17 protein-coding genes are annotated in these 20,849 nt (G+C 59.7%); 4 read left to right on the top strand and 13 right to left on the bottom strand.

What is annotated here, in order from left to right:
• Positions 1-13 precede the first annotated feature (13 nt).
• On the top strand, positions 14-1,480 hold the full coding sequence (locus U5O12_RS02340; protein WP_322577082.1) for a deoxyribodipyrimidine photo-lyase: 1,467 nt from the start codon (positions 14-16) through the stop codon (positions 1,478-1,480).
• On the opposite strand, the gene U5O12_RS02335 is transcribed toward U5O12_RS02340, so the two are convergent.
• From U5O12_RS02335 to U5O12_RS02310, 6 genes are all read right to left on the bottom strand, one after another.
• On the bottom strand, positions 1,477-7,209 hold the full coding sequence (locus U5O12_RS02335) for an Hpt domain-containing protein (RefSeq protein ID WP_322577081.1): 5,733 nt from the start codon (positions 7,207-7,209) through the stop codon (positions 1,477-1,479). The genes U5O12_RS02340 and U5O12_RS02335 overlap by 4 nt on opposite strands.
• A gap of 55 nt (positions 7,210-7,264) precedes the next feature.
• Complete coding sequence (locus U5O12_RS02330) at positions 7,265-9,532, bottom strand: methyl-accepting chemotaxis protein (protein ID WP_322577080.1); 2,268 nt, start codon at positions 9,530-9,532, stop codon at positions 7,265-7,267.
• 22 nt (positions 9,533-9,554) lie between these two features.
• A complete protein-coding gene (locus U5O12_RS02325) occupies positions 9,555-10,085 on the bottom strand; it encodes a chemotaxis protein CheW (RefSeq protein ID WP_322577079.1) in 531 nt (176 codons plus the stop codon).
• A gap of 12 nt (positions 10,086-10,097) precedes the next feature.
• On the bottom strand, positions 10,098-10,463 hold the full coding sequence (locus U5O12_RS02320; protein ID WP_322577078.1) for a response regulator: 366 nt from the start codon (positions 10,461-10,463) through the stop codon (positions 10,098-10,100).
• Positions 10,463-10,861: a response regulator gene (locus U5O12_RS02315; protein ID WP_322577077.1), complete on the bottom strand. Its 399-nt coding sequence runs from the start codon at positions 10,859-10,861 to the stop codon at positions 10,463-10,465. Before U5O12_RS02315 ends, U5O12_RS02320 begins: the two co-directional genes overlap by 1 nt.
• A gap of 65 nt (positions 10,862-10,926) precedes the next feature.
• Positions 10,927-11,079, bottom strand: coding sequence for a rubredoxin (locus U5O12_RS02310; RefSeq protein WP_370446738.1), 153 nt, complete (start codon positions 11,077-11,079; stop codon positions 10,927-10,929).
• Positions 11,080-11,221: 142 nt separating this feature from the next.
• On the opposite strand from U5O12_RS02310, the gene thiD reads away from it, so the two are divergent.
• Together thiD and hemL are read left to right on the top strand one after the other, a co-directional pair.
• Positions 11,222-12,133, top strand: coding sequence for a bifunctional hydroxymethylpyrimidine kinase/phosphomethylpyrimidine kinase (gene thiD, locus U5O12_RS02305; protein WP_322577076.1), 912 nt, complete (start codon positions 11,222-11,224; stop codon positions 12,131-12,133).
• 17 nt (positions 12,134-12,150) lie between these two features.
• Positions 12,151-13,455: a glutamate-1-semialdehyde 2,1-aminomutase gene (gene hemL, locus U5O12_RS02300; protein ID WP_322577075.1), complete on the top strand. Its 1,305-nt coding sequence runs from the start codon at positions 12,151-12,153 to the stop codon at positions 13,453-13,455.
• An 88-nt stretch (positions 13,456-13,543) separates the two neighbouring features.
• Here the strand turns inward: hemL and U5O12_RS02295 are convergent, their stop codons facing one another.
• The 5 genes from U5O12_RS02295 to dusB form a co-directional block, all read right to left on the bottom strand.
• Positions 13,544-14,137 carry an SIS domain-containing protein gene (locus U5O12_RS02295; RefSeq protein ID WP_322577074.1) on the bottom strand — a complete coding sequence of 198 codons (594 nt, stop codon included), beginning with the start codon at positions 14,135-14,137 and terminating at the stop codon, positions 13,544-13,546.
• Between the two features lie 63 nt (positions 14,138-14,200).
• On the bottom strand, positions 14,201-15,172 hold the full coding sequence (locus U5O12_RS02290) for a tripartite tricarboxylate transporter substrate binding protein (RefSeq protein WP_322577073.1): 972 nt from the start codon (positions 15,170-15,172) through the stop codon (positions 14,201-14,203).
• A gap of 15 nt (positions 15,173-15,187) precedes the next feature.
• On the bottom strand, positions 15,188-16,798 hold the full coding sequence (gene purH / locus U5O12_RS02285; protein WP_322577072.1) for a bifunctional phosphoribosylaminoimidazolecarboxamide formyltransferase/IMP cyclohydrolase: 1,611 nt from the start codon (positions 16,796-16,798) through the stop codon (positions 15,188-15,190).
• A gap of 72 nt (positions 16,799-16,870) precedes the next feature.
• A complete protein-coding gene (locus tag U5O12_RS02280) occupies positions 16,871-17,107 on the bottom strand; it encodes a Fis family transcriptional regulator (RefSeq protein ID WP_322577071.1) in 237 nt (78 codons plus the stop codon).
• Positions 17,104-18,156: a tRNA dihydrouridine synthase DusB gene (gene dusB, locus U5O12_RS02275; RefSeq protein ID WP_322577070.1), complete on the bottom strand. Its 1,053-nt coding sequence runs from the start codon at positions 18,154-18,156 to the stop codon at positions 17,104-17,106. The genes U5O12_RS02280 and dusB overlap by 4 nt, the downstream gene beginning before the upstream one ends.
• A 148-nt stretch (positions 18,157-18,304) precedes the next feature.
• Between dusB and U5O12_RS02270 the strand changes: the two genes are divergently transcribed.
• A complete protein-coding gene (locus U5O12_RS02270) occupies positions 18,305-18,778 on the top strand; it encodes a YqaA family protein (RefSeq protein ID WP_322577069.1) in 474 nt (157 codons plus the stop codon).
• Between the two features lie 63 nt (positions 18,779-18,841).
• Here the strand turns inward: U5O12_RS02270 and U5O12_RS02265 are convergent, their stop codons facing one another.
• Together U5O12_RS02265 and ychF are read right to left on the bottom strand one after the other, a co-directional pair.
• Positions 18,842-19,738 carry a DMT family transporter gene (locus tag U5O12_RS02265; protein ID WP_322577068.1) on the bottom strand — a complete coding sequence of 299 codons (897 nt, stop codon included), beginning with the start codon at positions 19,736-19,738 and terminating at the stop codon, positions 18,842-18,844.
• Positions 19,739-19,754: 16 nt separating this feature from the next.
• Positions 19,755-20,846 (bottom strand): redox-regulated ATPase YchF, encoded by a 1,092-nt coding sequence (gene ychF, locus U5O12_RS02260; RefSeq protein ID WP_322577067.1) that lies wholly within the window; start codon positions 20,844-20,846, stop codon positions 19,755-19,757.
• Between the last annotated feature and the right edge of the window lie 3 nt (positions 20,847-20,849).

Here is a 20,849-nt window from a genome sequence, read left to right as displayed (position 1 = left end):
TTTAACGGCTGGCATGCACACACAATTCGCCTCTGGGCTGGTCTGGTTCCGCCGAGACCTGCGCACACACGACAACACCGCCTTGAACATGGCCCTTGCGCAATGTGAACGGGTTTATTGCGTTTTTGTATTCGACACAGAGATTCTTGCGCCGCTGCCACGCCAGGACCGGCGGGTCGAGTTCATCCGCGAATCGCTGGTGGAATTGGATGCCACGCTGAGAGCCCTCAGCCCGCACGGCAATGCAGGACTGATCGTTTTGCACGGGCGGGCGGAGAAGGAGATCCCTGCGCTGGCCAAGGCGTTGGGGGTGCAGGCGGTATTTGCCGGACGGGACTATGAGCCGCAGGCCATCGCACGGGACCTCGCCGTGTCCCAAACGCTGGCAATGGACGGAAAAACATTGCAGCTTCACAAAGACCATGTCATTTTCGAAGAACGTGAAGTGCTTACACAAATGGGTAAACCGTATGGGGTGTTCACGCCCTATATGCGCGCCTGGCTGGCACGCTTGGCGCAGCACCCCGCTCCTGATGTTTCGCCAACACACACGCAACGCCTTGCACCACGACCGGATCTCTACTGCAGACCGGTACCAGATTTGAAAGAGATTGGCTTTGAAGCCACCAACCTGCATGCCCTGCGTATTCCCACAGGAGAGACTGGCGCCCAAAATCTATTGACAGATTTTCTGGTGCGTATGGGCCGCTACGAAGAGACCCGCAATTTTCCCGCGATCAAAGGCCCTAGCTATCTGAGCGTACATCTGCGTTTTGGCACGGTCTCCATCCGGCAACTGGTGAATGCGGCGTACCCGCGCCATTTGCAGGGCGACGAAGGCGCGTCCACCTGGTTGGGTGAACTCGTGTGGCGCGATTTTTATGCCCAGATCCTTGCCAACTTCCCCCACGTGGCCGGCTCCTCGTTCAAGCCGGAGTACGACCAGATTGACTGGGAAGAGGGGCCACTTGCAGATGAACTATTTGCAGCGTGGTGTACAGGCAAGACAGGCTACCCATTGGTGGATGCCGCCATGGCCCAGCTCAACCAAACGGGCTACATGCACAACCGCCTGCGCATGGTAACTGGCAGTTTTTTGGTCAAACACTTGGGAGTGGACTGGCGCTGGGGGGAGCGTTACTTTGCGCAAACGCTCAATGACTTTGACCTATCAGCCAACAACGGTGGCTGGCAATGGGTCAGCTCGAGCGGCTGCGATGCCCAGCCCTACTTTCGCATCTTCAATCCCATTGCGCAAAGCGAGAAGTTTGATGCCGAAGGCAAATTTATCCAGCGTTACCTGCCGCAATTGGCCAAATTGGGGCCCAAGGCCATCCATGCGCCATGGCTGGCTAAGCCGCTAGAGCTAACGGCGGCCAACCTTACCCTGGGACAAGACTACCCAGCACCGGTGGTTGACCATGCCAAGGCTCGGGCCCGAACGCTCCTGCGCTACGGCGTGGTGAAAAAGCCGGTTTAGGCTTCCACCGCGTCACCGCAGTAACTGCGGACCAAGCCCAGCAACTCATCTTCCGAGTAGGGCTTGCCAAGGTAGTGATCGACACCAAGTTCACGCGCATGCTCACGGTGCTTTTCCGCAATCCGTGATGTGATCATGATGATGGGAACAGCCTTGGTACGTTCGTCGCTGCGGATGTTGCGCGCCAGATCGAAGCCATCCATACGCGGCATTTCAATGTCGGACAGAATAACCGCAGGGACCTCTTCTTGTAAGCGCTCCAGCGCCTGCAAGCCATCGTTGGCCAAGGCCACCCGGTAACCTTCGCGCTTAAGCAAGCGCTGGGTCACACGGCGGACAGTGATCGAATCGTCCACTACCAGCACCAAGGGCAGCTGGTTGCTGGCTTCGACAACTTTGGGCGCGGCATTCGCCACATTGGCATCTAGGTTAGTTGTATCGACAGTGGCACCCAGCACACGTGCCAGATCGCCATACACAGCAGCCAACGCCACCGGGTTATAAATCAGGACCACCGCGCCGGAGGCCAGCACTGACATTCCAGCCAAACCGGGCAAACGCGCCAGTTGAGGCCCCAGGTTTTTCACCACAACTTCCCGGTTGCCCAGCACTTCATCGACGTGCAATGCCAAGCGTTGGCCCGCGCTGCGGAATATGGCGACCGGCATGGTCTTCGCCAACGGTTCATTGCTACGTGCAGACACTTGCAACAAGGCGCCAGCCCAGAAGAATGGCAGCAGCTGGCCTGCCATGTCGAACGACTGGTCGGAATAAGCTTGTTCAAGCCGCGCGGATGGCACACGCAGCACTGTCTCCATGATGTTCGCCGGCACCCCGATGGTGAATTCGCCCATGCGCAAAATCACGACTTGCGTAACCGCGGTAGTCAAAGGCAAGACCAGCTTGAAGGTCGTTCCTTTTCCGGGCTCTGTTTGGGTTTCAATGCGGCCACCCAAAGCATTCACTTCAGAGCGCACCACGTCCATTCCGATGCCACGCCCAGCGAGTTCCGTGATCTGGTCTGCAGTGGAAAAGCCAGGCATAAAAATCAGGTTGGCGGCGTCGTTATCGCTCAACGCTGCATCAGCTTCTATCACGCCGTTGGCGATGGCCTTCGCTCGAATGCGGTCCAGATGCAAACCACCACCATCGTCACTAAACGAGACGGATACGTCATTGCTTTCCTGCAGCACATGGATAGTGATGTTGCCAGCCGCCGACTTGCCATCTGCCGCCCGCGCTTCCGCGCTTTCGATGCCGTGGGCTACGGCATTGCGCAACAAATGCTCAAAGGCTGGCGCCATGCGATCCAAGACGCCTCGGTCCATTTCAATGGAGCCACCGGTGATGTCCAGCTTCACCTGTTTGCCGGAGTCTTTGGCCGCCTGCCGAACCACCCCGTACAAGCGGTCAGAAATGCCTTCGAATTCGACCATACGGGTGCGCAACAGATCGCGCTGAAGCTCGCGCGCCTGCCGACCTTGGGCAATCAGGTCATCTTCCGTGCCTTCCACGGAGCGTTGCAAATTACGCTGCACCGTGGCCACGTCGTTGACGGACTCGGCCATCATCCGGGTCAGCTCCTGCACACGGGTAAATCGGTCGAACTCCAAGGGATCGAACGCCTGGGCAGAGTCTTTGGTTTGGGCCAAACGCGACTGCATTTGGGACTCAGCTTGCAACTCAACGTCGCGCAGTTGTTGACGCAATCGGTCAAGGTTGCCGCCAAGCTCCCCTAACGATGAACGCAATTGGTTCAGTCGAGCGTCCATTCGCGAGCGGGTGATCATGACCTCACCCGCCTGGTTGACCAGGCGATCCAGCAATTGTGAACGCACACGCACCGACTGATTACCGGTGCTACGGGGCATTGCGACCTGAGGGGCATGCACAACAGGGCGCACGCTCAACGGTGCACCCGATGCCGCGGCTTGTGCCGCAGCGGGTGCTGGCTTCGCTGCCGGGGCATTTGCAGTCTCCTGCTCTATCGCCTCTTTGCCCAAAGCCGCAAAAACAGATTGCAACGAATCAAAACGGGTGAGCAAGGGTTCCAACTGAACGGCTTGGAGCGCCTCCGTGCCGATTTGCTCAATAGAGGACTCCATACGGTGAGACATTTCCCCCAACCGCATAGCCCCTGCCAAGCGGGCACTGCCTTTGAGGGTGTGCAGCAAACGCAGGATTTCGTTGCGTGCCCCCATATTGTCCGGATGGGATACCCACTGGCGAAGCGCAGTCCCCAGTTGCGGCATTAGCTCCGCGGCCTCTTCTTCAAAAATTGGCAAAAGGTCATCATCCAGATGGTCTTCCGCATCAATTTCATCGTCTTGCGCGTCAGCAATCGTCAGCGGGGCAGCGACCGCCAGGGCTGGAGCCGGCAGTTCTGCATCGGCCTCCACCAAAGGCATCGTTGGCACACTGTCCTCGAATTCCGCGACAGGCTCTTCAATCGCATCGAGTGGAGCTGGGTCCAACGAGGGCGCCGGAAACTCTGTCTCGGTGATCGCCTGCAGCTCGATCAACACCCGTGCGTCCGCCTCTTTCAAAAATCCTGCCGCAAACTGGTGCAACAAGCGGCGGATATCTTCTGCAGCATCGTTGAATACAGATGCTTGGTCTGGTGTGCCTTGGCGGTGAAGTTGCACATGCTGCAATGCCTGTTCCAGGGCCCTGGCCATGTCCGACAACGCGGCAAACCCCACGGTGGCAGAGCTTCCCAATAGAGAATGGGCTAACGCAATGACTGAGTCTGGCAATACTTTGGGCAACTCGAGTGCCCATTCACTGAGCTCAGTCTGCAAGCGACGTGACCACTCGTCAGCCTCGTTGAGGTACACGTTGTACAGCGGGATACTCAATCGCAGAGGGCCAATAACCTTCATTCCATCATCGCTGTCCGATGTGGGGGATTCAAGTACTGCTTCCGGTGCATCGTTCGCTGCCTCGGTTTCCGGCATGGCGACCATGTCCAACATCGTGGAGGGAGCAACGTCTTCGGCAGGCTCGGCTAGCTCGACTTCGAATGGCACCTCAGCAATATCTGCGATCACCGTGTCCGGGGCATCTTCTTGCCCAGGCTTGGCTTCCAAGTCGCCAAAATCGAAGTCGCCCAAATCCAACTCATTCACTTCCGTGGCAGAGGCGTTGGATGCATCACCCACAGGACTGCTTGTTTCGAACGCCTGGGTGCTCTCGAAACTGAACATCTGGGTCGACGCGAACTCCACGGGCTGCGGCACAGAGGCGGGAGCTGCCATGTCCAAATCATTGAACATTTGGGTAGAGGCAAAATCGACTGGTGCGTCGCGCTCCAAGGTTGCCGGAGCTTCATCGATGACCATGTCCATAGCGGGCTCCGCCGGTTCCGGCAGCGACTGCGATACGGGCACCGCATCGGCTCCAGGCCCTTGCAGCGGAAGATACGCACCATCCAGACGCAAAGCATCTGCAGATTTACGGAAATCTTGGGTGCTCCATGGCGTGTCTGCACGGCTGGCGATATCTTCGACCCAGCGCTCAAATGCTTGCATGGCCTGTTCTGACACAGACATCAATGCGTCGCTGGCTGGGCGCTGCTCTGCTAAGGACGTGTTGAGCAACTGCTCAAAGGCCCAAGCGGACTCACCAAAATCATTGAGCCCCACCATACGGGAGCTGCCTTTAAGGGTATGGAACGCCCGGCGCAAAGTGGTTTGGTCTGCCAGGTTGGTGGGTTCTGCCCGCAAGGCGGCTAGCGCAGAAAGACCATTCTGGATGACCTCACGTGCTTCCTCCAGGAAGATGTCACGCAACTCAGCATCGTCATCCGCGTCTGGATCTGCGGCAGGTGGTGCCACCGCAGTTGCTTGCGCAACCACCGGCACCTGGGCAGCTTGAGGCGCCACAGCCATTTGCAACGCCGCAAGATCGTCCTGTATGGCCATGTCCGCCATTGCAGGGGGCTCGTCATGCGTTTGCACCTCCGCACGTTCGCGGCCCATCAGAGGACGGAATTCACCGGCATCCTCGTCGTAGACAAACAGCGTCTTGGCGAGCGTCCGCTGGTAGCTCAGCATGTCGATCAGGAAGCCCATGGCCCCCAAACTGTTGCCAACCTTTTCGAAAATTCCGGAGCGTGCACTGGCCTCGTCGATGTCATCCACAAGGAATTGCTCCACGCTGGAACGCATCCGCAAGGCGGCAATAGAAGGCTGATCCAGACCCAGCACCGAAAACACACCGCGCATCTGGGCCAATTGGCTTGGCACCTCGCGCAAAGGCGCCTTGTCTTGCGGGTTTCGGAAGAACTGGTCCAGAGACTTTTCCACCTCGCCCAAAGTGGTGCGCAACTCATCCACCACGCTGCCCATGGTCTGGCGGTCACTCACACGGCGGTACAATTCCTCCATCCAAGATTCCAGCGGCTCCGGCTCTCCGCCTGATGTGACATGGGCCAAACGTTGAGCCAATCGCGCACTGCGATCGGCCATTTGGCTGTCGGTTGGGTCCAAGTCTTCGTAGGCGGCTTCCAAATACAAAACAGACGTTGCCACTTCCATGGCGACTGCTGGGGCAGGCGCTGTGCCAGCACGAATGGTGAGCTCGATGGCACGAGACAAGGCTTTGCCCAATTCACCACTTTCCGCATGCAACTTCGTCACTGTATCGGCTACGGCGGCAAACTGCTCCCCAGCAACCTTGAGCCGATTGGTGTCTCCGCCCGCCAATGCGGACCATGTTTCTGCAGCGGCTGCAATACGTTTGCGAGCCAACACCAAGAGAGCAGGATCAAACCGGCCAAATTGCTCCGTTTCATAGTCCACCGCCTTGCTGCGAGCCAAGCCGTAAACGCTCTTGACTGCGTGCAAAACAGGGGCCGCCGCAGCTGAGATTGGCATTGCCAAAGAGCAGAAGAACACCAGGTCTTGCGCCAGCCGATCGGAGATGGCAACGTCACCCTTGGCCAGACTGACATACTGTTGCAGGATGCGTGACGCAGCGCGCTTGCTGTAGATGTCCCCTGCCAACAGGCCCAAAGCCGTGCTTTCGAAATACGCAGCGCAGACCATCCAAAACGTACGGGATTCAAGATCGCTGCGCCCTGCAGCCAAACCCAAACTGATATCTTGCAAACGCCGGGCAGACTTCACGTCTGCATATTTGACCAAGCGCAATACGCCATGGTCCATGTCACGCCGAACCTCTGCGCTGTAGGCCAACGGCTGCGCCGAGGCGGGTACCGGGACCGGCAACCAGCGCCACTCAGGGGGCCACAAGTCTGCAGGGTGAATACGGTCTGCGCCGGCCAACTCCTGCAACGCACGGTACTGAGGAAACAGCGCTACCGACGAAGCAGTTTTACCCTTCAGAACACCGTCCAGATATTCAGTAAGTGCGAAGCTCGCGCGCTCCATGCAATTCGCGGCCTCATCACTACAGAGTTCAGGACGCTGCACAAATTTCTGCGCCAGAGACTCCATCGAACGAAGAATTTTGGCCGGGGCTACCAGGCCCACCATCTCCAACGCCCCCACCGCTTGGTGAAGTTGCTGGCGAGCAATACGCAAATGACTGGCATCAAGCTCAGTCAAATCCGAGCCTCGTGCCAATTCGGCATCACGCACAAACCGGCGCATCGCTTTGGTCGCGCCGTCCAAAGACTTGCGCAGCTCGTCCAACACCCAAGCCAAAGGGCCCAGATCGCTGACCGCTAGTTCGTTGTCGCCGGGAGCGGCTGTATTCGATGACATAGGCTCAGGCTCTCCTGGATCTCACGGGGCAAGGGGGGTCGCGGTGCACGGGGGATCAAGCGATCTTGAATCGGGACACCGACTGGCGTAGCTCTTCCGCCATGCGAGACAGTTCGCGCACCTGGTTGGCGGTTGCACGGGTACCTTCTCCCGTTTGCTCGGTCACCGCAAAAATGTGCTGAATGTTGTCAGCCACCACGTTCGCCAAGCCAGCTTCGCGGGACGCAGAGTTGGAAATCTGCTCAATCAGGTCGGCCACACGGCGTGACACACGGTCAATCTCGGTCAGCGCGGTGCCGGCGTTATCGGACAGCTTGGCCCCCTCCACCACACCCTGCGTAGAGCGCTCCATAGCGCCAATCGCATCTTGGGTATCGGTCTGAATGGCCTTCACCAGCGCAGCAATCTGACGCGTCGCATCGGCAGAACGCTCAGCCAGGCGCTGCACTTCTTCGGCCACCACCGAGAAACCGCGCCCCGCTTCACCGGCTGAGGCAGCCTGAATGGCAGCGTTCAAAGCCAAGACGTTGGTCTGTTCGGTAATGTCCGAGATCAGCTCGGTAATTTCACCAATCTCCTGTGAAGATTCACCCAGTCGTTTGATGCGCTTGGAGGTTTCCTGGATCTGGTCGCGGATGGAGTTCATACCGCCGATGGCGTTTTGCACCGCTTGCAAACCGGACTCGGCAGCTTGCAGGGATTGGCGGGCTACAGCCGCAGACTCTTGCGCTTGGGCAGACACTTCGTTAATGCGTCCGGCCATGTCCACCACGGACTTACCTGTTTCACGAATCTCGTGGAGTTGTTCGTTGGAAGCTGCCAGCAGCTCGGTCGAGGTAGCATCCACATCAGCCGTGGTTTGAGCCACGCGGGCCGCCGTGTTTTGTACGTTAGACACCAAGGAGCGCAATTCTTCAACCGTGTAGTTGACCGAGTCAGCAATAGCTCCCGTAATGTCTTCAGTCACCGTGGCTTCCTGGGTCAAGTCCCCTTCAGCCACTGTTTGCAATTCGTTCATCAAACGCAAAATAGCCGCTTGGTTGGCGTCGTTTACGCGCTTGGCTTCATGTTCTTGACGTTCGGCTTCCAGTCGTTGGTCTTCAGCCAGTACCTGGCGTTTGCGACTGTCTTGCAGCTGCACATAAGACAAGCCGCCCGCACACAACAGAGCAAAAGCGGCGGCAGCGACCATGATGGCCAAGGAACCACCGCTGATACCAGCCTGGCCAGACAATTTGGATTGCAGCTCTTCAAGGTTCCGACGCAATGGCTCGCTGTCTGCAATGATTGCGCCTTGCGCTTCACGTGCGGAGACCAAGCCTTGCAAGTTGCCCAGAATGGCTCCAGCTTGCACACGAGTCTCTTCGTACATCTTGATCAATGCCTCCAACTGCTCGCGAGTCGCGGGATCTTTGGTGGCAGTAAGGCGCAGCTCAGTGCTGCCAGACAACAAGGCTTCGGAAATTTCCTTGAACGTATTCAAGTCCTTGCCCAGCAAAAACACGGCCTCCGGGCTCACCCCTTCAGCGGTCAAAAACTCATTGGAAGATTTGCCAATACGCTGGGTCAGCATCACCAATTGACCCACTGCGGAGATTTCCACCGCAGGGGCGTTTTGTTGCAGCTTCAGGGAAGCTACCGTTTCTGCAATTTCCAACAAATCCGAAGATTGGCGGTTGATCAAACGCAGCGCAGAACCAATTTGCGTCAACATCTTCTGCTGGCCCATCACGGCATTGGCGTTCTTCTCTGCACGCTCAACCAAGGGGATCACTTTACCCAGTTCGGGGGCATATTCTTCATCCAATGGGTTGATGCGCATCTCGGCATCCCCAGAGAGCAGGCCTCGGGCCGACTTGGCCAGAATACCGGCACTTTCAGACACATCCGGGAAAGCCTGAGCGCTGCCCACCACGGCTTGCGACACTGACTTGGCCAAGCGCTGCGACTGCATCAAAGACTGGCCAGTAGCACCCAACTGCTGAGCCACGCGATCCGATTGGCTCAACACGATGAACACCACTACCGCAAGCACCAGCAACGCCCCCCCCAACAAGAAGGACAGCGTACGTTGGTGTTGCGCCACCGTTCTGCGCCCCAAACCTGGCACAGAAACGAGGTCCCCTTCGTTGACCAAAGGGGCCTCACCCAAGGCTTCCTGCGTGACTGGTGGTTGCAATGGAGCGTTTTGGGACTCTTGCACCGTTTCCTGCCCCACAGCATCCACCGTCGCATCAGGCATGGCCAGACTCAAACGAGAATCCAACTCGGACTCCTGGGGCTTCTTGGAGAACAGGTTTTTCAATTGGTCGACAACAGACATGATGAGGCCTTACTGGTGATACTTAAGCGCTGATGCTCAAAAACTGGGGGGTTTGGGACAGGGTACGCAAATTGATCTCTTGCCACTGCTCGCCAGCGGCGTCGAAAAACTGGTTGCCAAAGTAGGCTGGCGCATCCACCGCAGCGGGCTTGGATGACGCAAATGCATCAGGTCCACGCAAACCGGACAACACATCCACCTGCAGCGCGCAATTGACTTCCAGCAGCGCATTCAGAGTCACTACGCTGGGCTCCCCCACTGCAGGCTCCTGGCGTGGAACGCCTCCGCTGCTAGCAATAAATCCTGCCAAATCCACTACGCCAAATAGTCCGCCACGGATGTTGACTACTCCACGAAACCAATCCAGCGAATACGGAACAGGCTGCAACTGCGTCAAGGGAACGATTTCACCCGACTGACCCAAAGGGAACAGGTAATTGCCGCCACCCGCACGCACGGCAAGCCACGCCACGGACATACCCTCGGCGCGCGCCGCCTGCAGGCGGCTGGCCAAGCGGGCTTGGAGTTCTCGAAGTGCTTCTCTGTTGGCCATGGATGACGCTGATCAGCCCAAGGCCTTGATTTTTGCAAACAACTCCGCCGCATCGACGGGCTTGGTGATGTAGTCCTTGGCACCCTGGCGCATGCCCCAGACGCGATCTGTCTCCAGGCTCTTGCTGGTGCACATGATGATTGGAATCTCTGAATACTCAGGCGTCCGGTTGATGGCACGGGTGAGCTGGAATCCATTCTGACCGGGCATGACTACGTCCATCAGGATCAAATGGGGTTTTTCTTCCGAGAGTCGCTTGAACGCCTCATCTGCGTTTTCTGCAGATCGCACGGTAAAGCCATTTTTTTGCAGCAACTCGGTCAGGAACATCAGTTCGGTTTTCGAGTCGTCAACGATCAGTACTTTTGTTATGGCCATCAGTTAGCTCCTTGCAATACAGCTCCGAACTGCTGCACTGCCTGCAACAGCTGGTCTTTGGTAAAGGGTTTAGTCAGGTAATCTTGGGCACCAACCATGCGGCCACGCGCCTTGTCGAATACGCCGTCCTTGGAAGACAGCATGACCACAGGAACCCCGGAAAATTTGGCGTTGCGTTTGATGATCGCGCAGGTCTGATAACCATCCAAACGGGGCATCAAAATGTCGCAAAAAATCAAATGGGGCTGGTAATCGTTGACCTTGGCCAGCGCATCAAAGCCATCTTCGGCCAGCATCACCTCATGCCCACCCTGCTTGAGAAAAATCTCCGCGCTGCGACGTATGGTGTTGCTATCGTCAATAACCAGAACTTTGAAGGTAGATGCTGTGGTGCTCAAGGGGCTTTGCTCCAGTACTAGCGTGGAAGGTCAGGATGGGTCAAATCCGCACCAGCGATGCAGCATCAGATCTGCACCATTTCAAAATCTTCTTTGCGTGCACCGCATTCAGGGCAGGTCCAGTTCATGGGCACATCAGCCCAGAGGGTACCTGGCGCAATGCCGTGGTCCGGCGCGCCGGTAGCCTCGTCATAAATCCAACCGCAAATCAAGCACATCCAAGTTTTAGTATCGGTCACAGCTTAAGGGGCCTTCGAATAGAATGCAACGATTGTATAGAGCAGCTCTTGCGAAAATGCGGGCCGCCCGCTGAAAGTTCGCCATTCTGCCTGATGACAAACCCCAATACAGGCCCCCTCGATGTCGGCAACTCCCCCCCTCGCTCCCGAAGAAGAAATTGACGACGACGGCCCCTCGGCGTGTGTCATGGCATTCAATGCCAACGACCCAAGTGGTGGTGGCGGGACCTCCGCAGACCTCAGTGCCATCGCATCGGTGGGTGCCCACGCGCTGCCCGTGGTGACCGGCGTTTATGCCCGGGATACCTCGGAAATCGTAGACCACTTCCCTCTGGATGACGAGGCTGTGACGGAGCAAGCCCGGGTGATTCTGGAGGACGTCCCCGCCCAAGTTTTCAAGGTCGGATTTGTCGGCACCCCCGAGAACCTCAGCGCCATCGCCGAGCTGGCATCGGACTACGCTGACATCCCCTTGGTGGCGTACATGCCCGACCTCTCTTGGTGGCAGGACGACCAGATCGACCTCTACCAAGACGCTTGCACAGAGTTACTTTTGCCGCAGACCACAGTGTTGGTTGGAAACCACAGCACGCTCTCCCGCTGGCTTTTGCCCGACTGGAGTTCCGACAAAAGCCCCAGCGCGCGTGACATCGCCAAAGCGGCCAATGCCTTTGGTGTGCCATACACCTTGGTCACCGGCATCCCGTTGCCCGACCAGTTCATCGACAACGTGCTGGCCTCACCTACCGCGGTAATGTGCAGCGAGAAGTTTGAACGGTTTGAAGCCGTTTTCACTGGTGCGGGTGATACCTTGTCCGCAGCCTTGGCAGCCCTGATTGCCAGTGGCACCGAGCTTACGGAAGCCGTGACCGAGGCTCTGAGTTACCTGGATCGCTGCCTGGAAAGTGGCTTTCGGCCTGGCATGGGCCAGGTGATCCCGGACCGTCTTTTCTGGGCCCACCCCGATGCAGACGACGACGAAGCCCCCGACGACGTGGACTTCGACCTGCCCCCACACGCTACCCGTCATTGATCTCTTTTCCATCTCCTATGCCTACAGACCGCAACCAAGAACTCTTTGACCGCGCCAAACGGGTCATCCCCGGCGGCGTGAACTCACCTGTCCGCGCCTTCAAGGCCGTAGGTGGAACACCACGCTTTGTGCAGCGTGCCCAAGGCGCCTACTTTTGGGACGCCAATGGCAAGCGCCATATTGATTACATCGGCTCCTGGGGCCCCATGATCCTGGGCCACGGCCACCCGGCTGTGCTGGAAGCCGTGCAAAAAGCCGCGCTGGATGGCTTCTCGTTTGGTGCGCCAACCGAGCGCGAGGTAGAGCTGGCCGAAGCGATTCTGGAACGCGTGCCCAGCATGGACATGGTGCGTCTGGTCAGCAGTGGCACTGAGGCCGGCATGAGCGCCATCCGCCTGGCGCGTGGCGCCACTGGCCGCAGCAAGATTTTGAAGTTTGAAGGCTGCTACCACGGCCATGCCGATGCGCTCCTGGTGAAGGCTGGCTCGGGTCTCGCCACCTTTGGCAACCCCACCAGCGCCGGTGTGCCCCCCGAAGTGGTGCAGCACACGCTGGTGCTGGAATACAACAATATCCAACAGCTCGAGGAAGCCTTTGCCCTGCACGGCAAAGAGCTCGCCTGCCTGATGATCGAACCGATCGCTGGCAACATGAACTTTGTGCGCGCCAGCGTGCCGTTCATGCAACGCTGCCGCGAGCTGTGCACCGAGTACGGCGCGCTATTCGTATTCGACGAAGTGATGACCGGCCTGCGTGTGGCCCTGGGTAGCGCGCAAAGCGTGTATGCCCGCAGCATTCCCGGTTTCGAGCCCGACATGACGGTGCTGGGCAAAGTGATTGGCGGCGGCATGCCCCTGGCGGCCTTTGGCGGCAAGCGCGCGGTGATGGAGCAACTCGCGCCACTGGGGCCGGTCTACCAGGCCGGCACCCTGTCCGGCAACCCGGTGGCAACCGCCTGCGGATTGGCGACCCTCAAGGAGATCGGCAAACCCGGTTTCTACGAAGACCTGGGCCGCAAGACCCAGAGCCTGATCCGTGGCTTGCAAGCCGAGGCTGACAAGGCCGGTGTGGATTTCTGTGGTGACAGCGAGGGCGGCATGTTCGGCTTCTTCCTGTTCAAGGAGTTGCCACAGAACTACGCCAAGGTGATGACCACGGACAACGCCCGCTTCAACACCCTGTTCCACGGCCTGCTGGACCGCGGCGTCTACATCGCACCTGCGCTGTACGAAGCTGGCTTCATGAGTGCAGCGCACACCGATGCAGACATCGCTGAAACTGTAGCAGCTGCAGGTGAGGTCTTTAATTTGCTATCAAAATAGAAGCTGTCAGCGCATATTCCACGCGGGCTAGGGGCAATTTTCCCCTCTAGACCCCGCTTGTTTCAGCGCGCTGGGTCACCGGCAAACATCACTCGCCCACGTAGTTCTCGGGGAAGAAGTGCCGCTCAATCAGCTCGATCAGGATGTGCAGTACCTTGATGTGTAACTCCTGCACACGGTCGGCGTAGGTGCCACCGGGGGTGCAGATGTAGACATCGCTCAGGGGCTCCAGCTTCTCGCTGCGCTTGCCGCTGAGGATGATGACGGTCATGCCCAGTGCTTTGGCAGCCTCGGCGGCCTTGACCACGTTTTTGCTGGTACCGCTGGTACTCAGGGCCACCAAGCAATCGCCGGGGCGGCCGTGGCCTTCGATATAGCGTGCAAACACCTGCTCATAACCATGGTCGTTGCCCACGCAGGTCAGGTGGCCGGCGTCGCTGATAGCCGTGGCCCCCAGGGCTTTGCGGTCCTTGCGGTAGCGGCCGGTCAGCTCTTCGGCAAAGTGCATGGCGTCACACATTGAGCCGCCGTTGCCGCAGGAGTACACGCGGCCCTGCTTTTCAAACGTACGGATCAGCAGCTGCGCCGCTTGCTCCACCGTGGCCAAGGCGGCCGGGTTGGCCAGCAAGTTGGTTAATGCAGAGTGCGCCTCTTGCAAGCTCGATTCGATATGGTGTTTCATGTCGCAATTATTCCCGGTCGCGCCGAAACCATGCGGTAACCGCGGATTTGGCAGCCCAAGGTATCAATCCACCCGCGCACCGGTGGCCTTGACCACTTTCTCGTACTTGGCGCGCTCGGCTTTCATCAGGGCATCAAAGGCCACGGGCGTGCTGGGCGCGGGCTCTGCCAGCAGCGTGGCAAAGCGCGTTTTGGTCTCCGGCGCCTGCAGGGCCGCCACAAAAGCCTGGTTGAGTTGCGCAATGCGTTCCTTGGGTGTGGCAGCCGGCGCCACCAAGCCCCACCAGGTGTCAATGCCGAAGCCCTTGAGCGTTTCCGACATGGCCGGTACATCGGGCAATGCACTGCTGCGCGCCAGCGAAGTCACAGCCAAGGCCTTGAGCTTGCCGGAGCGGATGTTCGGTGCAGCGGTGGCCAGGTTGTCGATGTTGAAATCCACCTGCCCACTCAACAACGCCAGTTGCGCCGGGTTACCGCCGTTGTAGGGGATGTGCAGCGCGAAGATGTCGGCTTCTTTCTTGAACATTTCACCCGCCAGATGGCCGGCACTGCCGTTTCCGCCGCTGCCGTAGTTGAGCTTGGCGGGATTGGCTTTGGCGTAGGCAATCAGGTCGGCCAGGCTCTTGATGTGCAGGCGCTGCGCTGCCTCAGCGTTCATCACCAGGACATTGGGCACCCGCACCATTTGGGTGATGGCCGCAAAGTCGGTGGCGGCGTTGTACGGCATCTTGGCAAACAGCCAGGGGTTCACGGCATGGGTGGCTGTGGCGGCAAGCCCAATGGTGTAGCCATCGGGAACCGCCTTGGCAATCGCGTCCGCACCGATATTGCCGCCGGCGCCGGGGCGGTTGTCCACCACCACGGTGCCCAGGCTGTCCTTCACGCGCTCGGCCAGCACACGGGCCGTGATGTCCAGCGGCCCGCCAGCAGCATACGGGACGATCAGACGAATAGGCTTGTCAGACAGTTGCGCCGAGGCCGCTGAAAGGGTCAGCAGCAGCGAGATGCCGGCCGTGAGGGTACGAAAAGACAGCATGGAATTACCTACTTTTTAGTGGCGGAAATGGCGCACGCCGCTGAACACCATGGACACGCCACGCTCATTCGCCGCGTCAATCACTTCCTGGTCGCGCATGGAGCCGCCAGGCTGGATGACGCAAGTCGCACCATGGTCGACCACCACATCCAAGCCATCGCGGAAGGGGAAGAAGGCGTCGCTCGCCACCACCGTGCCAGCCAACGACAGGTTGGCGTGGCCGGCCTTGATGGAGGCGATACGGGCAGAGTCCAAACGGCTCATCTGGCCAGCGCCCACGCCCATGGTCATGCCGCCCTTGCAAAAGACGATGGCGTTGGACTTGACGTACTTGGCCACGGTCCAGGCAAACAGCAGATCGTTGAGTTCCTCGGCCGTGGGTTGCTTGGTGGTCACGACCTTCAGGTCGCTCAGCGCCAGCTCGTGGTTATCTGCCGTTTGCAGCAGGATGCCGGAACCGATGCGCTTCATGTCCATCAGGTTGCGGCCCTGGTCCCACGCGGTGCTACCGCCCTTGGGCAAGGCGATCTCCAGGATACGCACGTTCACCTTGCTCTTGAAGACTTCCAGCGCCGCCGGCGTGAAGCTCGGGGCCATCAGCACTTCGACGAACTGTTTGGAGATCTGCTGCGCAGCGGCTTCGTCCAGCTCGCAGTTCAGCGCGATGATGCCGCCGAACGCGCTGGTGGGGTCAGTCTGAAAGGCCTTGCTGTACGACTCCCGCGCGTTGGCGCCAATGGCCACACCGCAAGGGTTGGCGTGCTTGACGATCACGCAAGCAGGGGTATTGAAGCTCTTCACGCATTCCCACGCCGCGTCGGCATCAGCGATGTTGTTGTAGCTGAGTTCTTTGCCCTGCAACTGCTTGGCAGTGACCAGCGAGCCGGGGGCGGGGAACAGGTCGCGGTACAGCGCAGCCTGCTGGTGGCTGTTTTCGCCGTAGCGCAGGTCTTGCACCTTGACGAAGCGGCCGTTGCTCTGACCGGGGAACAGATCCAGCACGGGAGCCTTGTCGCCGGCGGGTACGTCGTCACCGATCTGGATGGCGGACAGGTAGTCGCTGATGGCACCGTCGTACTGGCTGATGCGGTTGAAAGCGGCAATCGACAGGTCCAACTTGGTCTTGTCGCTCACCACACCTTTGGCTTTCAGCTCGGCAATCACGGTGTCGTACTGTGCTGCGTCGGTCAGCACCGCCACGTCTTTCCAGTTCTTGGCAGCGCTGCGCACCATGGCAGGGCCGCCGATGTCGATGTTCTCGATCGCGTCTTCCAGCGTGCAGCCGGGCTTGGCCACCGTCGCTTCAAACGGGTACAGGTTGACCACCAGGAAGTCGATGGTATTGATGGCATGCTCTTTGAGCGCCGCCATGTGGGTGGGAAAGTCGCGGCGTGCCAGCAGGCCGCCATGCACGCGGGGGTGCAGCGTCTTCACGCGGCCGTCAAGCATTTCGGGAAAGCCGGTCATCTCGGCCACTTCGGTCACGGGCAGGCCTTGTTCAGCCAGCAGCTTGGCAGTGCCACCGGTAGACAGCAGCTTGACGCCCTGGGCGTGCAGGGCTTGGGCGAGTTCGACGATGCCGGTCTTGTCCGAGACGGACAGCAGTGCGGTTTTTTGTGCGTTCATGGTGCGGGGGTGAAGTTAAAAGCAGAAAGCGATTCACCAGACCCGCGCCACGGCGGGGCCTGGCAGGGAGGGTCAAGAGAGCAGCTTGTGCTCGACCAGTTTTTTACGCAGGGTGTTGCGGTTCAGGCCCAGCCACTGGGCGGCTTTGGATTGGTTGTGGTCGGCCTGGGCCATCACCACTTCGAGCAGCGGCCTCTCCACCGCGCGCACCAGCATGTCGTACATGCCATCCGGCTCGGTGCCGCCCAGGTCCGCGAAATACAGCTCCAGGCTCGCGCGCACGCACTCATCAATGTGCTTCTTGCTCATGCTGCCAATTCCATCATGTCATGTCCCCTTGCCAGACTGGACGCGTGCTCCCGGCGCGGGATGCGGTCCATTTTTTCGTTCAGTTGATCCAAATAGTCTTCCACCGCAGCCACCTGCACCGTGCTGTCCTCGATGAGGTTCATGCGCTGGCGGAAGTCCTCGCCGCCCGGCAGTTCGCGCAGGTACCAGCCAATGTGCTTGCGCGCCGAGCGCACACCGATGAATTCGTCGTACAGGCTGTAGTGGTCGTACAGGTGCTCAACCAGCAGGCGCTTGACCTCGCTCACCAGCGGTGGCGCAAGGTGCGTGCCAGTAGCCAAGTAATGCGCCACCTCGCGGAAGATCCACGGGTAACCTTGGGCGGCACGGCCAATCATGATGGCGTCGGCGCCCGTGGCGGCCAGCACCTCGCGCGCCTTCTCGGGCGTGGTGATGTCGCCGTTGGCGACCACCGGGATCTTCAGCGCGGCCTTGACTGCTGCAATCGTGTCGTACTCGGCAGCGCCCTTGTAGCCCTGCTCGCGTGTGCGGCCATGCACCGTGACCATCTGCACACCTGCAGCCTCGGCGGCACGCGCCAGCACCACAGCATTCTTCTCGGCCTGGCACCAGCCAGTGCGCATCTTCAGCGTGACCGGCACATTGCGTGGCGCGCAGGCTTGCACCACAGCTTCCACAATCTCAATGGCCAGTTGCTCGTCCTGCATCAGGGCCGAGCCCGCCCACTTGTTGCACACCTTTTTGGCCGGGCAGCCCATGTTGATGTCGATGATCTGCGCGCCGCGGTCGATGTTGTAGGCAGCGGCCTCGGCCATCATGGCCGCCTCGGTCCCTGCAATCTGCACCGCAATCGGGCCGGGCTCACCCTCGTGGTTGGCGCGACGCGAGGTCTTGAGTGTGTTCCACAGGTCCTTGCGCGAGGTCACCATTTCGCTCACCGCGTAGCCCGCGCCCAGGCGCTTGCACAGCTGCCGGAACGGGCGATCCGTCACTCCCGCCATGGGAGCGACAAAGAGGTGATTCGCCAAAGCGAACGGGCCAATGTGCATGGACTGTGGGTGAAACGGGGGTGGCTTAAAAAGACAAGGGCCCCAAGACGTTGGGGCCAGACTGCATTCTAACTGCCCAAAATTTCAGCAATTGAAATTCGCCTGCTGCAGCGCAGCGAATTGGCGCACTCCCTATACTGCGCTCGCCATGGACACCTGGATCCCCACCCTCTTGCACTTGCTCGCGCTGCCCGAATACAGCCTCGGCACGGTGTTTGTGGTGTCGTTTATTTCAGCCACGCTGTTGCCCATGGGCTCGGAGCCGGTGGTGTTCGGGCTGGTGCAGCTCAACCCCGCGTTGTTCTGGCCCGTGGTGCTGGTGGCTACGGCTGGCAACACCTTGGGGGGGGCGGTGAGCTGGTGGATGGGCTACGGCGCACACCGCGTGGCCGACCGCTACGGGAAAAGCGAACATCACTTGCGCGCACTGGATTGGCTGCGCCGCCTAGGCCCCAAGGCTTGCTTGATGGCCTGGCTACCGCTGGTGGGCGACCCCTTGTGCGCCGTGGCGGGTTGGCTCAAATTGCCATTCTGGCCCTGCGTGGCCTACATGGCGGTGGGAAAACTGGCACGCTACACCCTGATGACTGCAGCCCTCACGGGCCTGGTCAGCCTCTGGTAACGCACACCACATCTGCGCCACACACTACAAATTTAATAGCTGCCCGCGCAGAATCCATGGGCCTTAGCGCACCAAAACAAGTGCAGTACCCAGCACCGTAAGTGCAGCACCCCACCAGGCCCCACGCGCTGGCGCACGCCCCAAGTGCCACCACAACAGCGGCAGCACCAGCACCGGGGATACTGACGAGAGGATGCCCACCATGCCCACGTCGCCATGGCGCAATGCCAGCAGGATCAGGCTCATGCCCAAGCCCATGCCAATCATGCCGCTCAAGGCGACCCATGCCAGCACACGCAACGACAGGGCGTTCTGCGTGCGCGCTACCCCCACACCCGCCCACAGCAGCACCAGATGGGCCACACAGGTTGCGCCGACGCGCACCACGGTGGCCGTCACCGGGTCCACCCCCGAAGCCATGATGGGCTTGGCGATCAGCGAGCCCAGGGCCTGGCACAGTGCGGCCAGCAGTCCCAACGCCACACCCAGCGGCCAATGGCCGCGCGTGACTTCCAGCGCATGCGATTCATTTTTGTGCGCCCCCAGGGCCACAGCCATCATCACACCGCCCACCACCAGCGCGCCGCCCAGCAGGGCCTGGGCGCCCATGCGCTCGTCCAGCACCGCAAACCCCAGCAGCGCACTGAAACAGGCGTGAGTGGCAAATAGCACCCCCGTGCGACGCGGGCCAAGCCGGTTCATGGAGGCAAACAGCGCGGTATCGCCCACAAAAATGCCAATCAGTCCGCTGAGTGCGAGCACCCCAAAGGAGGCCCAGGACAGCGTGTGCCAGCCTCCGCTGGCCACCACTACTGGCAGCAACATCAAAAACACCAGCCCCATGCGCCAGCGCGTAAATGCAAACGCGCCCAGATGGCGCGCTTGTGGGGCTGACAGCAGCCCGGTGACGGCCCAGCAGGCCGCTGCCCCCAAGGCCAACCAGTCGTAGGACAGGGTCACAGGGACGCGAAAGGCATCAGGAGCTGAACAGGAAGTTCATCACATCGCCGTCCTTGACGACGTAGTCCTTGCCTTCAGCGCGCATCTTGCCCGCGTCCTTGGCGCCTTGCTCGCCCTTGAAGGCGATGAAGTCGTCAAACGCAATGGTCTGGGCACGGATGTAGCCCTTCTCAAAGTCGGTGTGGATGACGCCAGCGGCCTGCGGGCCGGTGTCGCCCACGTGGATGGTCCAGGCGCGCACTTCCTTCACACCCGCGGTGAAGTAGGTCTGCAAGCCCAGCAGGGTGTAGGCGGAGCGGATCAGGCGATTCAGGCCTGGCTCGCTTTGGCCCAGCTCCTTGAGGAATTCCAGCCGGTCGGCATCGTCCATCTCGGAGAGTTCGGCTTCCATCTTGGCGCAAATAGCCACCACGGGCGCGCCCTGCGCCTTGGCAAAGGCAGTCAGGCGGTCTAGCAGGGGGTTGTTCTCAAAGCCGTCTTCCGACACGTTGGCCACAAACATGGCGGGCTTGGCAGTGATCAGGAAAAACTGCTTGAGGAGCGGCAGCTCTTCCTTGCTGAAGTCCAGCGTGCGCACCGGCTTGGCTTCGTTGAGCGCGACCTGGCATTTCTCCAGGATGGCCACCAACTTGACGGACTCCTTGTCACCCGAGCGCGCCAACTTGGTCACGCGGTGCAGGGCCTTTTCCACCGCGCCCAAGTCGGCCAGGCACAGCTCGGTCTGGATGACTTCGATATCGGCAATCGGGTCCACCTTGCCGGCCACGTGGATCACGTTGTCATCTTCAAAACAGCGCACCACATTGATGGTGGCGTCCGTCTCGCGGATGTGGGCCAGGAACTTGTTGCCCAGGCCTTCACCGGTACTGGCTCCCGCCACCAAACCGGCAATGTCCACAAACTCCACAATCGCTGGAACGATACGCTCGGGGGTAATGATCTCGGCGAGCTGCTGCAGGCGCGGGTCTGGGACTTCCACCACGCCCACATTGGGCTCGATGGTGCAAAACGGGTAATTTTCTGCAGCAATGCCCGCCTTGGTCAGGGCGTTGAACAGGGTACTTTTCCCCACATTGGGCAGGCCTACAATGCCACACTTCAAACTCATAAC

The sequence above is a fragment of the Rhodoferax sp. genome (genome assembly GCF_034519335.1).
Taxonomy (GTDB): domain Bacteria; phylum Pseudomonadota; class Gammaproteobacteria; order Burkholderiales; family Burkholderiaceae_C; genus Allorhodoferax.
This window is presented reverse-complemented; position numbering and strand designations above follow the sequence as displayed.